The following is a 13404-nucleotide window of genomic DNA, read 5'->3' as shown; positions in this document are numbered from 1 at the left end:
CATCGTTTATTCCCAAGGTAGCCCTTCAATGTCCTTCGCTGAGCAACTAACCCGCCTGCAAGCCTTCCTCGACGCCGATGAGCTGCATGACGAGGCGCTGGACTACGTGGCCGCCCACGGCTACCTGACCGCCCTGTCGATCTGCTCCGACCCCGTCCCGGACCGTGAATGGATCGACGCGCTGTTCGCTGAAGAGCCTCATTACAGCGACGCCGCCCATCGCGAAGAAATCGAATCCACCCTGATCGCCCTCAAGGCCCACATCGCGCGCCAACTGGCCTCCGACGAAGAGTTCGAGTTGCCGTGCGAGCTGGACCTGGGCGACGATCCGGATGACTCCGACCTGCGCGGCTGGTGCATCGGTTTCATGGAAGGCGTATTTCTGCGCGAAGCCGCCTGGTTCGAAACCGCCGAAGAAGAAGTCAGCGAAATGCTGCTGCCGATCATGGTCGGTTCGGGCCTGTTCGAAGAGGAAGCAGAGTTCTCCGACATCGCCGCCGACGCCAACCTGATGGACGACATGATCGTGCAGATCCCGGAAGCCCTGACCGCGCTGTACCTGCTGTGCAACGCGCCTGACGAAAAACCGGCGATCCTCAAGCCACGTCACCACTGAGTCGCTTGCCCGTGGAACCCATGGGCAACCGTCCACTGCTCCTGCGCTATGCGCTGCTGGCCATCGGCTGGCTAAGCGTAGCGCTGGGAGTCATCGGTATTTTCCTGCCGGTACTGCCGACCACACCCTTCCTGCTACTCGCCGCCGCCTGCTTCGCTCGCAGCTCCCCGCGCTTCTACCACTGGCTGGTGGAACACCCGCGCCTGGGGCCCTGGGTGCGCGATTACCTCGACGGCAATGGCATCCCGCTCAAAGGCAAGGTCTACGCCATCGGCTTGATGTGGCTGAGCATCTCGATTTCCTGCTACCTGGTGCCACTGCCATGGGCACGGGGCTTCATGCTGACCAGTGCGGTGCTGGTGACGATCTACATCCTGCGCCAGAAAACCCTGCCGCCACGCTGAGCGCCGCCTGCGACATTCGATCCCACACGACCTTGGTCGACACTGACTAACACCAGGCATCATGCGAGACTGTCCAACCGGGCCTGGAATGCCCGGGTGTTCTTATGCTCGGAGTTACCATGACGCTGTCCAGCGGGCTGATCGCCGCCGTTGCCCTGGCCTATATGGCCACTATGTTTGCCATCGCCTTTTACGGTGACCGCCGCCATGCGCCGCTGCCGCCGCGCGTGCGTGCCTGGGTGTATAGCCTGTCGCTGGCGGTGTACTGCACCAGTTGGACCTTCTTCGGCGCCGTAGGCCAAGCGGCGGAACAACTGTGGGCATTCTTGCCGATCTACCTGGGACCTGTGCTGTTGCTGGTGCTGGCACCCTGGGTGCTGCAAAAGATGATCCTGATCAGCAAGCAGGAAAACATCACCTCAATCGCCGACTTTATCGCCGCCCGCTACGGCAAATCCCAGTCCCTGGCGGTGGTGGTGGCATTGATCTGCCTGGTCGGCGTGCTGCCCTATATCGCGCTGCAGCTCAAAGGCATCGTGTTGGGCGTGAACCTGCTGATCGGCGCCGGCCCCGACACCACCGGCACCCGCGCCCAGGACACGGCCTTGATTGTGTCGCTGGTATTGGCGCTGTTTACCATCGTGTTCGGTACACGCAACCTCGACGCCACCGAACACCACCGCGGCATGGTGCTGGCGATTGCCTTTGAGTCGCTGGTCAAGCTGTTCGCTTTTCTCGCCGTCGGTGCGTTTGTCACCTACGGCTTGTACGACGGTTTCGGCGATCTGTTCAGCCAGGCTATGCTCGCCCCGCGCCTTGAGGAATATTGGAAAGAGACCATCAACTGGCCTTCGATGGTGGTACAGACCGGCGTCGCCATGATGGCGATCATCTGCCTACCGCGACAATTCCATGTGACGGTGGTGGAGAACATTGACCCCCAGGATTTGCGCCTGGCCAAGTGGGTGTTCCCGGCTTATTTGATCCTCGCGGCACTGTTTGTGGTGCCCATCGCCCTGGGCGGCAAGATGCTGTTGCCCAGCTCGGTGCTGCCGGACTCCTATGTGATCAGCCTGCCAATGGCCGAGGCCCATCCTGCCCTCGCCGTGCTGGCATTCATTGGCGGTGCATCGGCGGCCACTGGCATGGTCATCGTAGCGAGCATCGCCTTGTCGACCATGGTCTCCAACGACATGCTGCTGCCCTGGCTGTTGCGCCGATCCAGCGCCGAGCGGCCATTCGAAGTCTTCCGTCACTGGATGCTGTCGGTTCGCCGGGTGAGCATTGTGATCATCCTGCTGCTGGCGTACGTGAGCTACCGCTTGCTGGGCTCCACCGCCAGCCTGGCGACCATCGGCCAGATCGCCTTTGCCGCTGTGACCCAACTGGCCCCGGCGATGCTCGGCGCCCTCTATTGGAAGCAGGCCAACCGGCGTGGGGTGTTTGCCGGCTTGGCCGCCGGTACTTTCCTGTGGTTCTACACGCTGGTCTTGCCAGTGACGGCGAAAAGTCTGGGCTGGTCGCTCAACCTTTTCCCCGGCCTGACATGGATGCACTCCCACCCGTTCGGGCTGTCGGTCACCTCGCTGACCCTGGGCACCGTGTTCTCCCTGGCAGGTAACTTCACCCTCTTCGTGTGGGTGTCGATGCTGTCGCGCACACGGGTTTCCGAGCACTGGCAGGCAGGCCGTTTTATCGGCCAGGAAATCAGCCAGCGTGCGAGTGCGCGCTCCATGCTGTCGGTGCAGATCAGCGACCTGCTCAGCCTGGCGGCACGCTTCGTCGGGGAAGAACGGGCCCAGCAGAGTTTTATTCGCTTCGCCTATCGCCAGGGCAAAGGCTTCAACCCCAACCAGAATGCTGATAACGATTGGATCGCCCACACCGAACGCTTGCTGGCCGGCGTACTCGGAGCCTCATCGACGCGGGCGGTGGTGAAAGCGGCGATTGAAGGGCGGGAAATGCAACTGGAGGACGTGGTCCGTATCGCCGACGAAGCCTCGGAAGTGCTGCAGTTCAACCGCGCTCTGTTGCAAGGTGCCATTGAGAACATCACCCAGGGCATCAGCGTGGTGGACCAGTCGCTCAAGCTGGTGGCCTGGAACCGGCGCTACCTGGAACTGTTCAACTACCCGGACGGCTTGATCAGCGTCGGCCGGCCCATTGCAGACATCATTCGATACAACGCCGAGCGCGGCCTGTGTGGCCCCGGTGAAGCGCAGGTGCACGTGGCGCGTCGCCTGCACTGGATGCGCCAGGGGCGTGCGCACACCTCCGAGCGCCTGTTCCCCAACGGCCGGGTGATCGAGTTGATCGGCAACCCGATGCCCGGCGGCGGGTTTGTCATGAGCTTCACCGACATCACCGCGTTCCGCGAAGCCGAACAAGCGCTGACCGAGGCCAATGAGGGCCTGGAGCAGCGCGTGACCGAGCGCACCCATGAACTGTCGCAACTGAACGTGGCCCTCACCGACGCCAAGGGCGTGGCCGAATCCGCCAGCCAGTCGAAGACGCGGTTCCTGGCGGCCGTGAGCCATGACCTGATGCAACCGCTGAACGCTGCGCGGCTGTTTTCCGCCGCCCTTTCCCACCAGACCGATGGCCTGTCCGGCGAGGCACGGCAGTTGGTGCAGCATCTGGATAGCTCACTGCGCTCGGCCGAAGACCTGATCAGCGATTTGCTGGACATTTCGCGCCTGGAAAACGGCAAGATCAACCCACAACGCCAGCCCTTTGTTCTCAACGAGCTGTTCGACACCCTGGGAGCAGAATTCAAGGCGCTGGCCCAGGAGCAACACTTGCGCTTCCGCTGGCGCGGCAGCCGTTTGCGAGTGGACAGCGACGTCAAGCTGCTGCGGCGGATTTTGCAGAATTTTCTGACCAATGCCTTCCGTTATGCCGACGGCCCGGTGCTGCTGGGCGTACGTCGTCGCAAGGGCGAACTCTGCCTGGAGGTCTGGGATCGCGGGCCTGGTATTGCGCCCGATAAACAAAAGGTGATCTTCGAAGAGTTCAAGCGCCTGGACAGTCACCAGACCCGTGCCGAAAAGGGCCTGGGGCTGGGCCTGGCGATTGCCGACGGCCTGTGCCGCGTGCTGGGCCATCGCCTGAGCGTGCGCTCCTGGCCGGGCAAAGGCAGCGTCTTCAGCGTGTGCGTGCCGCTGGCCCGTAACCAGACCAGCGTGCAACCCAAGGCGCCCGCAGAAACCGGCCTGCCCCTGAGTGGCGCACGCGTGCTGTGTGTGGATAACGAAGACAGCATCCTGATCGGCATGCGCAGCCTGCTCACGCGCTGGGGCTGTGAAGTCTGGACGGCCGCCAACCAGGCCGAATGCGCGGCATTGCTGGCCGAGGGTATCCGCCCGCAACTGGCGTTGGTGGATTACCACCTGGACCACGGCGAAACCGGTACCGAGTTGATGGGCTGGCTGCGTGCGCAACTGGCCGAGCCGATTCCCGGCGTAGTGATCAGTGCCGATGGGCGACCGGAGATGGTGGCCGAGGTGCATGGGGCGGGGTTGGATTACTTGGCCAAGCCGGTGAAGCCGGCGGCGCTGCGGGCGCTATTGAGCAGACATTTGCCCCTGTAGGAGCGAGCTTGCTCGCGAAAAACGTCAATGATAACGCGTGTTTCCTGAATAAACGCGGCGCCTATGAGTTTTTCGCGAGCAAGCTCGCTCCTACAATTTAGCCCCGTATTTATTCCGGGAGATGCGCCACGCCATCCGAATCGGTCATCGCCCGCTCCAGCAGATCCGCCGGCAAGCTCTTGCTGGCGCGGGCACCGAGCAACCTGAGTTGCTCGGTACGGCTGACCAGGTTCCCACGCCCATCCGTCAGCTTGTTGCGCGCCGCGCTGTAGGCCTTGTCCAACTGTTGTAGCCGGTTGCCCACTTCGTCCAGGTCCTGGATAAACAGCACGAACTTGTCATACAGCCAACCGGCACGCTCGGCAATTTCCCGTGCGTTCTGGCTCTGGCGCTCCTGCTTCCAAAGGCTGTCGATCACGCGCAGGGTGGCGAGCAAGGTCGTGGGGCTGACGATTACAATATGGCGGTCGAAGGCTTCCTGGAACAGGTTGGGCTCGGCCTGCAATGCCGCAGAAAAGGCAGCCTCGATCGGTACGAACAGCAGGACGAAATCCAGGCTGTGCAAACCCTCCAGGCGCTTGTAGTCCTTGCCGGCCAAGCCTTTGACATGATTGCGCAGGGACAGCACGTGTTGCTTCAAGGCGGCCTGGCCAATCACCTCGTCATCCGCCGCAACGTACTGTTGATAGGCGGTCAAGCTGACCTTGGAGTCGACCACCACCTGCTTGTCGCCCGGCAACATGATCAGCACGTCGGGCTGGAAACGCTCGCCATCCGGGCCTTTGAGGCTGACCTGGGTCTGGTACTCACGGCCCTTCTCCAGGCCCGCGTGCTCCAGCACCCGTTCAAGAATCAACTCGCCCCAGTTGCCCTGGGTTTTCTGGCCCTTGAGGGCGCGAGTCAGGTTGGTGGCTTCGTCCGACAGACGCAGGTTCAATTGCTGCAGGCGCTCAAGCTCTTTGGCGAGGGAAAAGCGCTCACGGGCTTCGTTCTGATAGCTTTCTTCGACACGCTTCTCGAAGGACTGGATACGTTCCTTGAGCGGGTCGAGAAGTTGGCCCAGCCGCTCCTGACTGGTTTCGGCGAAGCGTTGCTCACGCTCGTCGAAGATCTTGCCGGCCAGCTCGGCAAATTGCGCACGCAGCTCGTCCCGTGAGCCTTGCAGGTCGGTGAGGCGTTGCTGATGACTCTCTTGCTGCTCGCGCAATTCGGCGCTCAGGGCAGCGGCCAAGGCGTCAAGGCGACGCAGTTCGGTTTCCTTGGCGCTGCGGTCGAGGTTCCAGGCGTGCGCGGCATCGCGGGCGTTATCGCGGTCGATCTGCAACAACTCGACTTCACGGCGCAGCGCCGCCAGGTCGGCTTGTTTGGCGGCATTGGCCTGGCTGAGGTCACTGATCTCATCGCGACTGGCGTCCAGTTGCGCGGCGAGCCCTTCCTGGGCCAGTTGCGCGGTTGCCAGGCGTTCTTCCAGCAGTTCCCAACCGGTGGTGCGTGCGGTCAGGCGCCGCTGGAGTTGCCAGCACAGCGCCAGTAGCGGCACGGCTGCACCCACAAGACCCAAGGCGATACTGGTCCAGTCAAACACCATAGCCATTTCTGCCATCACCGAAAAAGATCAAGGTTAACCAAGCCTAAGGCCGGAGGACAGCTCAGTCTTCGACCTGCCCCAGTTCGCGCTGGGCGCGACGGTCGCCGGCGCGGGCAGCCGAACGCAACAAATCGTGGCCGATGCGCCGGTCACGGGCATTTCCGCACTCGCGGCACATCAGTTGGCCAAGACGGCTCTGAGCGGCCACCACGCCTTCGCGGGCGGGCTGCTTGAGCAAGCGTCCGGCGAGATGCTTGATATTGGTGCTCTGCCCCAGGCGCGGGCTGTCGAGCAGCCACAATGCGACCTTCAAGGAAAAACGCTTGGGTGCGGTAACAGTTTGGGGCGTGTCGGTAACAGAAGGTGATACTGAGCGAAACTTCATAAAGCACTGTGGGGCAGAACGGAAGGCGCGCCACTCTACTCTTTTTTTCGTACAGGTAAAGCTGAAAAAACCGTGCACGCCCGTCCTAGAGCAAGCGCTCGGGACAATCCACAGAAGCTGTGGATAACTCAGTGGACAACCCCCCTAGAACAGGCGCAAAGCCCCATGGAACGGGGGCCGCAGTCAAACTGACGATTTTTTCACCAATAAAAAAAAGCGAGATTTTTCATTGACTTAAATTTTGATTACAGGCAAATGGGCGCACTTGCACACCAGTGACAGCAGGGTTACACCCTTGGCCACAAATGTGCACAAGTCCCGATCGACTGGTTATATCGGCGGCGTTTTTTGATTCAACACCGGTTAAACATGTTACTGACCGGGCAAACCCGAGGGCTTTTCAAATCCGCCTCGGCTCGCCACACTGCGCCACCGACAATGCAAACCAGTAGGGCCGATGAAAGGAATTCTGTTATTCGCCGGGCTGCTACTGGCCATCTGCGCGACCTCCCTGGGAATCAATGCCGCGCTCCCCTCTCCGGACGGCGCACTGTTCGCCATTGCTATCTTGCTGTCAGCCGCCTTTACCGCCGTGGTCCTGTGCATCGAACTCAGTGACGGAAAGATCAATGACATGCGCGAAGTGATCCACATGATCGAGACCGGCCAGTCCTTGCGATTGACGCTCGCCGCCTATGGGCTGGGGTGCGCCCTGGCCGCGTCCATGACCGTACTGGTCTATCGCGAGTTGCTCGGCGGCTGATCGAAGTTTTTTTGCAATCGGCCTTCCCTTCCCTGTTTCAATCCGTTACTATCTGCGGCGTTAGTACCAAGCTGAAAGTCAATTCTGGTCGAATACGTCCCCTGAACCACATGGGATCGGCCACCTCGATGGTTTCCAGGTATTCCTTGCGACGACACTGCCTTTGAACAAGCAAAGGGTGTCGCGAAGTTCCAATACTCTGACCGAACCAACCTGCAAATTGATCAGGATCTTCACCCCGGGCCCAGAACCTTTGCCCCTGTTGTGTTGCCTGCCCTCCTAAGTACCTACCTGCCAGCCCAAGCGCGCCTAATTCCATAGCGCTTCAAACTGGCTGCTTTGTTCCAGTCGGGTTCTTCGTTTGATCAATGGTGATCAGCGTTACTGGAACGTTTTAACGTTGCACGGTTCTTATCCGTGTCATTTGTAGGAACACCAATAATATGAACGCTCAAATCCACACTCAGGATGCCATTCGCGCCCTCACCAACGCTTTTGCCCCAATGAACTGCCTGATCATGGCTGCTCGCAAAGGCTGCTTCAGCTTCACCCTGGTCAACGAACACGGCATCGCTCGTCACAGCGAACGCCTGTACCCCGATCAATACTCCAGCGCAGAACCGCTGCAGGCCGTGATCGATCGTACCCGTCAGGCACTGACCGCCTGATCGACCCGCGTCGCTGAAACCTCAAAAACCCTGTTTGAACAACAGGGTTTTTTATTGCCTGGAATTTGGCCTTGAGTCCGTGGTGCTAAGTACAAATCGATATAAACGTTATAACCGATTGCAGAAGATGTTTTAAAAACAGTCCTTTACATCAGGAATATGACACTACACTTCAAGTCAAGCGGCATGATCCGCTTACGACGGGCCTGAGATCCGATTCATTGCTGCCAAGCCCCCCTTCTCAGGCTCGTCCACTCTTTGTAAGGACTGAGGCTCGTATGGGTATTGCCGCCAGTGAATTGTGTCGCTATGTGATCCGGCCGACGCTGATGTACCTCGGCCGTCACAGCTCGACAGCCGAATCCCTGCTGCTGGGCATTGCCGCCAGCCAGTCAGAACTGGGCTCGGCGCTGCATGACCGGCGCGGCCATGGCCTCTACAGCATCACCGAACCACGTCACCGCGCCCTTTGGGATGACTACCTGGCCCTTGACCCGGAACGCGCCAGCCTGGTGCGCGGGCTGGCCAGCCAACATGCGTTCCTCAGCGCGCCTCAGTTGGAGTTGACCGTGAACCTGCGCTACGCCACGGCCATCGCCTGGTTGCTGGTGGAACAACAACGCCCAGCCCTTCCCGCACCCGGCGATGTGCTGGCCATGGCGCGTATCTGGAAAGAAATATTCCATCCACAAGGCCGCCTGCGAGATTTCACCCAAGCGTGGCAAACCTGTGTAAGCCCCCTGAAACAGGCAGCTTGCTGACCGGGCAAATTGCAAGATTCGGCAAAAAACGGCAATTTTGGTCGGATTGTCCTACAAAACCGCTCTATCTCCTGCATTACAGCCTATAGCGCGATGTGAAATTTATTGATACTTTCCGCAGCGGTGATCACACGGAGTTCTAATAATGAAAAAAGTAATGCTCAAGACCACACTTAGCCTCGCCGTTGCCATGGCATCCTCCCAATTGTTCGCCAGCGGCTTTGCCCTCAACGAACAGAGCGTCAGCGGGATGGGTACCGGTTTCGCAGGTCGCTCTTCTTCTGCCGATGATGCGAGCACTGTGTTCGGTAACCCTGCCGGTATGGCACGCCTGGAAGGCCAACAGATCACCGGTGGCGTTGCAGCCATTGATGCCTCCACCGATATCAGCAATGTCAGCGGCCGCTCCGCTGGCAGCAACAAAGGCGATATGGTGCCTTTCACTGCCGTGCCTTTCGGTTTCTACACCAATAAGCTCAACGACCAGTGGGCTGTCGGCTTCGGCGTCTATGCGCCGTTCGGCCTGGTGACCGACTACGAAAGCGGCTTCCAGGGCCGTGGCTTTGGCAGCAAGAGCGAAGTGAAAGTCATCACCTTGCAACCGACCGTCAGCTACGCCTTCAACGACCGCGTTTCCGTGGGTTTTGGCCCGACCATCAACCGCATCGCCGGCACCCTGGAATCGGACCTGACGCTGAACCCTCGCGCGCCAGACACCAATATCAAGATCAAGGGTGACGACACCGCGCTGGGCTTCAACATCGGCGTACTGGTCCAAGCCACCGATACCACCCGTGTCGGCCTGACCTACCACTCCAAGGTCAGCTACAAGCTGGACGGCCACACCGAAGTCACCGCACCGACCGCGACCTCGCCGTTCCTGCGCAGCAACCGCTATGACGCCTCGCTGAAAATCGACACACCTGAGTCCTACGACCTGTCCGTCACTCAAGACCTGACCGACGCGTGGAAACTCTATGCCGGTGCAACCTGGACACGCTGGAGCCGCCTGAAAGACATCACCGTCAAGAACGAAGGCGTCAGCGGCGCTACTGGCGGCGCGCTTGCCCCAGGCTTGGTCAGCACAATCAAGGAAGACCAGAACTGGCACGACACCTGGGCCTACGCCGTGGGTACTTCGTACCAGCTCACCAAGCAAGTGGTACTGCGTACCGGCCTGACATTCGACCAGTCGCCTACCAACAACACGGATCGCTCACCGCGCATCCCGACCGGCGACCGTACTATCTTCAGCCTGGGCCTGGGCTACCAGGTCATGGATAACATGACCATCGACCTGGCCTACTCCTACCTGAAGGAAGAGGACGTCAAGATCTCGCGCTCCAACCAATTGGCCAGCTACAACGCCAAGTATGAAAACAGCGCCAACGGTTTCGGCTTGGGCATGACCTACAAGTTCTAACCGCAGTCGTATAAAAAAGCCCCGCTCTCCTGTGAAGGAGGCGGGGCTTTTGTTTGGCTGACGGTCAGGGTTTGGAAGCCAATGCCTGTTCCACCGCCTTGATCAGCTCCGGACTGTCCGGCTTGGTCAGGCTAGAAAAACTGGCAACCAGATTGCCCTGGCGATCCACTACATACTTGTAGAAGTTCCACTTGGGCGCGGCGTCGGCCTGCTGTGCAAGCACCTTGAACAGGTGCACCGCATCCGGCCCCTTGACCTTCTGCGGCTCGGTCATGGTGAAGGTCACGCCATAATTCACGTAGCAGACCTTGGCGGTTTCTTCCCCGGTCTTGGCTTCCTGTTTGAAGTCATCGGACGGCACGCCGATCACTTCCAGACCTTCGCCCTTGTAGCGCTGATACAACGCTTCCAGGCCCTTGAATTGCGGGGCAAAGCCGCAGAAGCTCGCCGTGTTGACGATCACCAAGGGTTTGCCAGCGAATTGCTGGCACAGGTCGATGGATTCCTTGGCCCGCAGCTTGGGCAGTTGGCCCTCCAGCAACGGTGGGCAACTGGCGGCCATCGCCACGCTGCCAATAGCCATCAGGACGGGTACAGCGAGCCAGCGCATCTGCATGTCAAAAGTCCTTGAGTCAGTTCAGACCCACAACTTAGCAGATCGCCATGCCCAGTTGCATCAACGCCAGGCCGCCCCGTTGCCAACCCCACCAGGCCAGCAGCAACAACCCCAGCCCCACAGCCAACAGCATAAGACGCGCTGTCATGCTCATGCCGCCTCCATCTGCGCCTGAATACGCGCCACCGGCCGCTCACGCACCGGCCAATTCAGCGCGGCGGCGAGCAGGCTGAGTAAAATTGCTACCTGCCAGATCAAATCGTAGCTGCCGGTTCGATCATAGACCACCCCGCCCAGCCATCCACCGAGGAACGAGCCAAGCTGGTGGAACAGGAACACAATCCCGCCGAGCATCGAGAGGTTGCGCACCCCAAACAGGGTCGCGACGGTGCCATTGGTCAGTGGCACCGTGGACAACCACAGGAATCCCATCGCCATGCCAAACAGATACGCCGTGACTTCGGTGACCGGCGCCCACAGGAACAACACAATCACTACCGCCCGCAACAGATACAAGCCGGTGAGCAGACGCGGCTTGGACATGCGGCCACCGAGCCAACCCGCCGTGTAGGTGCCAAATACGTTGAACAGGCCAATCAAGGCCAGCACCGTGGTGCCCACCGTGGCCGGCAGGTGCTGGTCGACCAGGTACGCCGGCAAGTGCACACCGATAAACACCACTTGGAAACCGCACACAAAAAAGCCGAAGGACAGCAGCCAGAAGCCGGAGTGAGAACAAGCCTCTTTCAGCGCTTCACCCAGGGTTTGCTGGCCCACCGCGACCGCCAGCGGCCGGTCCTTGAGCATGGCGACCAGCGGCAGGATCAACGCCACCATCAAGCCCAGCGCCAGCAAGGCGGCCGACCAGCCCAGCCAACCAATCAAGCCGAGGGTGCCGGGCACCATGGCGAACTGGCCGAACGAGCCGGCGGCGCTGGCAATGCCCATGGCCATGCTGCGTTTTTCTGGCGCAACGGCGCGGCCAACCACGCCGAGAATCACCGAGAACGAGGTGCCGGACAGGCCAATGCCAATCAGCAAACCTGCGCTCAACGACAGTGACCACGCGGAGTCGGACATGCCCATGAGCACCAGGCCGACGGCGTACAACACCCCGCCGACAAACACCGCCTTGGTCGCGCCGAAACGGTCGGCCAAGGCCCCGGTAAATGGCTGCGCCAAGCCCCAGATCAGATTCTGCAAAGCGATGGCAAAGGCAAAGGTTTCACGCCCCCAACCGAATTCGCTGCTCATCGGCGCCAGGAACAGGCCAAAGCCATGCCGTACGCCCAAGGACAACGCCAGGATCAGCGCACTCCCTAAAAGGACCCAACCACTGGTGCGCCACATCGAGGTCATTTCTTATTCTCCGTTCGCGGGTATATACCCGCTTGTAGTCGAACAAACCGCCATTCAGGCGAGTTCATCCAGCAAGGCCAACAACATTTCGCGCTTTTCGGCGCCGAGCTTATCAATCAATTTCTGTTGCGCCGCTTCCCAAGCCGGTAACGCGGCAGTCAGCCGCTCTTGCCCTGTGGCAGTCAACACCACCAGGCGGTTGCGCAAATCGTCACCCTCGACCAACTGCACCAGCCCCTCACCTTCCAGGACGCGCAGGTTGCGCCCCAGGGTGCTGCGATCCAGGCCCATGGCGTCCGCCAGGCTGGAAATGCTCGGCTGGTCGAGACGCTGCAGGTTGCACAACAGAGAATACTGGGCAACGTTGATCCCGAAGCCGTCGAGAGCGCCGTCGTAGTGCCTGCTGACGCCACGGGCAGCGCGTCGCAGGTTGGTGCATAAACATTGGGAGGCAAGCATAGAGCGTGTATATACCCGGAGTTAATCAATTGCAAGAAAGCGTTACAGCGCCAGCCCGACCAGTACCGCGACTTCAAGCAGCTCCAGCAGTGCGCCAGCAGTGTCGCCGGTGGTACCGCCCAGACGCTTGACCATCAACTGGCGCAGCCATACGAAACACAGTGCCGCCAGCAACACCGCGATACCGCCGCTGAAACCGCCGATCAGAATGCAGGCCAACCCGCTGAGGATCAGCACCTGTTGGCCGACAATTCGCGGCAGATGATCTGACAGTGCCTGGCCCAATCCGCCCGCCCGCACATAGCGCGTGCTGAGAAACAGCGCCAGCATCGAAGCGCGTCCGATCAAGGGCGCCAGGATCAACGCGGCGCCATTGCGTTGTTCGATCAACGCCACCAACGCGCTGAACTTGAGCAGCAGCACCAGCCCCAGGGTGACCACCGCAATCGGGCCGCTGCGCGGGTCTTTCATGATGCTGAGGGTGCGCTCGCGGTCGCCAAAACCTCCCAGCCAGGCATCGGCGCTGTCGGCCAGGCCGTCCAGGTGCAGGCCACCGCTGAGCAACACCCAGGCTGTGAGCAGCAACGCGGCGTGCAACAGCAACGGGGCGCCCTGCAACAACTGATTGAGGCCCCATAACAGCACGCCGAACAGCAACCCAACCAGCGGATAAAACAACAACGAACGGCCCAGTTCTTGAGGTTGCGGCATGCCCGGCAAGCGAATGGGCAGACTGCTGAGAAATTGCAGGGCGATCCAGAACGGCAGCATC

The 13404-nt window shown here is 60.4% G+C and carries 13 protein-coding genes; 7 read left to right on the top strand and 6 right to left on the bottom strand.

Annotation, left to right across the window (positions count from 1 at the left end):
• The first annotated feature begins 28 nt into the window (after positions 1-28).
• The 3 genes from HBO10_RS12945 to HBO10_RS12935 all read left to right on the top strand — a co-directional run bounded on the left by HBO10_RS12945 (position 29) and on the right by HBO10_RS12935 (position 4610).
• On the top strand, positions 29-616 hold the full coding sequence (locus HBO10_RS12945) for a YecA family protein (protein WP_034128344.1): 588 nt from the start codon (positions 29-31) through the stop codon (positions 614-616).
• Between the two features lie 20 nt (positions 617-636).
• On the top strand, positions 637-1020 hold the full coding sequence (locus HBO10_RS12940) for a YbaN family protein (protein WP_019818414.1): 384 nt from the start codon (positions 637-639) through the stop codon (positions 1018-1020).
• A 119-nt stretch (positions 1021-1139) separates the two neighbouring features.
• The gene (locus HBO10_RS12935; RefSeq protein WP_034128343.1) at positions 1140-4610 is read left to right on the top strand and encodes a PAS domain-containing hybrid sensor histidine kinase/response regulator; all 3471 of its coding nucleotides are present in this window, start codon (positions 1140-1142) and stop codon (positions 4608-4610) included.
• 109 nt (positions 4611-4719) lie between these two features.
• Here the strand turns inward: HBO10_RS12935 and rmuC are convergent, their stop codons facing one another.
• A complete protein-coding gene (gene rmuC, locus HBO10_RS12930; RefSeq protein ID WP_169918249.1) occupies positions 4720-6084 on the bottom strand; it encodes a DNA recombination protein RmuC in 1365 nt (454 codons plus the stop codon).
• Between the two features lie 175 nt (positions 6085-6259).
• On the bottom strand, positions 6260-6583 hold the full coding sequence (locus HBO10_RS12925) for a hypothetical protein (RefSeq protein ID WP_034128342.1): 324 nt from the start codon (positions 6581-6583) through the stop codon (positions 6260-6262).
• A gap of 457 nt (positions 6584-7040) precedes the next feature.
• Between HBO10_RS12925 and HBO10_RS12920 the strand changes: the two genes are divergently transcribed.
• The 4 genes from HBO10_RS12920 (at position 7041) to HBO10_RS12905 (ending at position 10198) form a co-directional block, all read left to right on the top strand.
• The gene (locus HBO10_RS12920) at positions 7041-7346 is read left to right on the top strand and encodes a hypothetical protein (RefSeq protein ID WP_034128341.1); all 306 of its coding nucleotides are present in this window, start codon (positions 7041-7043) and stop codon (positions 7344-7346) included.
• A gap of 443 nt (positions 7347-7789) precedes the next feature.
• Positions 7790-8014, top strand: a complete 225-nt coding sequence (locus tag HBO10_RS12915) for a hypothetical protein (RefSeq protein ID WP_034128340.1) — start codon at positions 7790-7792, stop codon at positions 8012-8014.
• A 278-nt stretch (positions 8015-8292) separates the two neighbouring features.
• Positions 8293-8775, top strand: a complete 483-nt coding sequence (locus HBO10_RS12910; RefSeq protein ID WP_034128339.1) for a hypothetical protein — start codon at positions 8293-8295, stop codon at positions 8773-8775.
• Positions 8776-8920: 145 nt separating this feature from the next.
• A complete protein-coding gene (locus tag HBO10_RS12905) occupies positions 8921-10198 on the top strand; it encodes an outer membrane protein transport protein (RefSeq protein ID WP_003193026.1) in 1278 nt (425 codons plus the stop codon).
• Positions 10199-10262: 64 nt separating this feature from the next.
• On the opposite strand, the gene HBO10_RS12900 is transcribed toward HBO10_RS12905, so the two are convergent.
• The 4 genes from HBO10_RS12900 to HBO10_RS12885 all read right to left on the bottom strand — a co-directional run bounded on the left by HBO10_RS12900 (position 10263) and on the right by HBO10_RS12885 (position 13403).
• The gene (locus HBO10_RS12900) at positions 10263-10814 is read right to left on the bottom strand and encodes a redoxin domain-containing protein (RefSeq protein WP_034128338.1); all 552 of its coding nucleotides are present in this window, start codon (positions 10812-10814) and stop codon (positions 10263-10265) included.
• 150 nt (positions 10815-10964) lie between these two features.
• Positions 10965-12164 (bottom strand): MFS transporter, encoded by a 1200-nt coding sequence (locus tag HBO10_RS12895; protein ID WP_161793222.1) that lies wholly within the window; start codon positions 12162-12164, stop codon positions 10965-10967.
• A gap of 63 nt (positions 12165-12227) precedes the next feature.
• On the bottom strand, positions 12228-12632 hold the full coding sequence (locus HBO10_RS12890; RefSeq protein ID WP_034128336.1) for a MarR family winged helix-turn-helix transcriptional regulator: 405 nt from the start codon (positions 12630-12632) through the stop codon (positions 12228-12230).
• 42 nt (positions 12633-12674) lie between these two features.
• Positions 12675-13403, bottom strand: coding sequence for an adenosylcobinamide-GDP ribazoletransferase (locus tag HBO10_RS12885; protein ID WP_034128335.1), 729 nt, complete (start codon positions 13401-13403; stop codon positions 12675-12677).
• Between the last annotated feature and the right edge of the window lies 1 nt (position 13404).

Source organism: Pseudomonas sp. WS 5503 (assembly GCF_012985385.1).
Lineage (GTDB): Bacteria > Pseudomonadota > Gammaproteobacteria > Pseudomonadales > Pseudomonadaceae > Aquipseudomonas > Aquipseudomonas paracarnis.
The sequence above is the reverse complement of the archived record's forward strand: the minus strand, read 5'-3'. Positions and strand labels throughout refer to the sequence as shown.

What these genes read in the sequence shown, in the direction of transcription:
- HBO10_RS12935 (WP_034128343.1), top strand. Translation starts at nt 1,140, where the DNA reads ATGACGCTGTCCAGCGGGCTGATCGCCGCCGTTGCCCTGGCCTATATG.
- HBO10_RS12890 (WP_034128336.1), bottom strand. Translation starts at nt 12,632, where the DNA reads ATGCTTGCCTCCCAATGTTTATGCACCAACCTGCGACGCGCTGCCCGT.
- HBO10_RS12885 (WP_034128335.1), bottom strand. Translation starts at nt 13,403, where the DNA reads ATGCTGCCGTTCTGGATCGCCCTGCAATTTCTCAGCAGTCTGCCCATT.
- HBO10_RS12940 (WP_019818414.1), top strand. Translation starts at nt 637, where the DNA reads ATGGGCAACCGTCCACTGCTCCTGCGCTATGCGCTGCTGGCCATCGGC.
- HBO10_RS12945 (WP_034128344.1), top strand. Translation starts at nt 29, where the DNA reads ATGTCCTTCGCTGAGCAACTAACCCGCCTGCAAGCCTTCCTCGACGCC.
- HBO10_RS12900 (WP_034128338.1), bottom strand. Translation starts at nt 10,814, where the DNA reads ATGCAGATGCGCTGGCTCGCTGTACCCGTCCTGATGGCTATTGGCAGC.
- HBO10_RS12920 (WP_034128341.1), top strand. Translation starts at nt 7,041, where the DNA reads ATGAAAGGAATTCTGTTATTCGCCGGGCTGCTACTGGCCATCTGCGCG.
- HBO10_RS12905 (WP_003193026.1), top strand. Translation starts at nt 8,921, where the DNA reads ATGAAAAAAGTAATGCTCAAGACCACACTTAGCCTCGCCGTTGCCATG.
- HBO10_RS12895 (WP_161793222.1), bottom strand. Translation starts at nt 12,164, where the DNA reads ATGTGGCGCACCAGTGGTTGGGTCCTTTTAGGGAGTGCGCTGATCCTG.
- HBO10_RS12925 (WP_034128342.1), bottom strand. Translation starts at nt 6,583, where the DNA reads ATGAAGTTTCGCTCAGTATCACCTTCTGTTACCGACACGCCCCAAACT.
- HBO10_RS12910 (WP_034128339.1), top strand. Translation starts at nt 8,293, where the DNA reads ATGGGTATTGCCGCCAGTGAATTGTGTCGCTATGTGATCCGGCCGACG.
- HBO10_RS12915 (WP_034128340.1), top strand. Translation starts at nt 7,790, where the DNA reads ATGAACGCTCAAATCCACACTCAGGATGCCATTCGCGCCCTCACCAAC.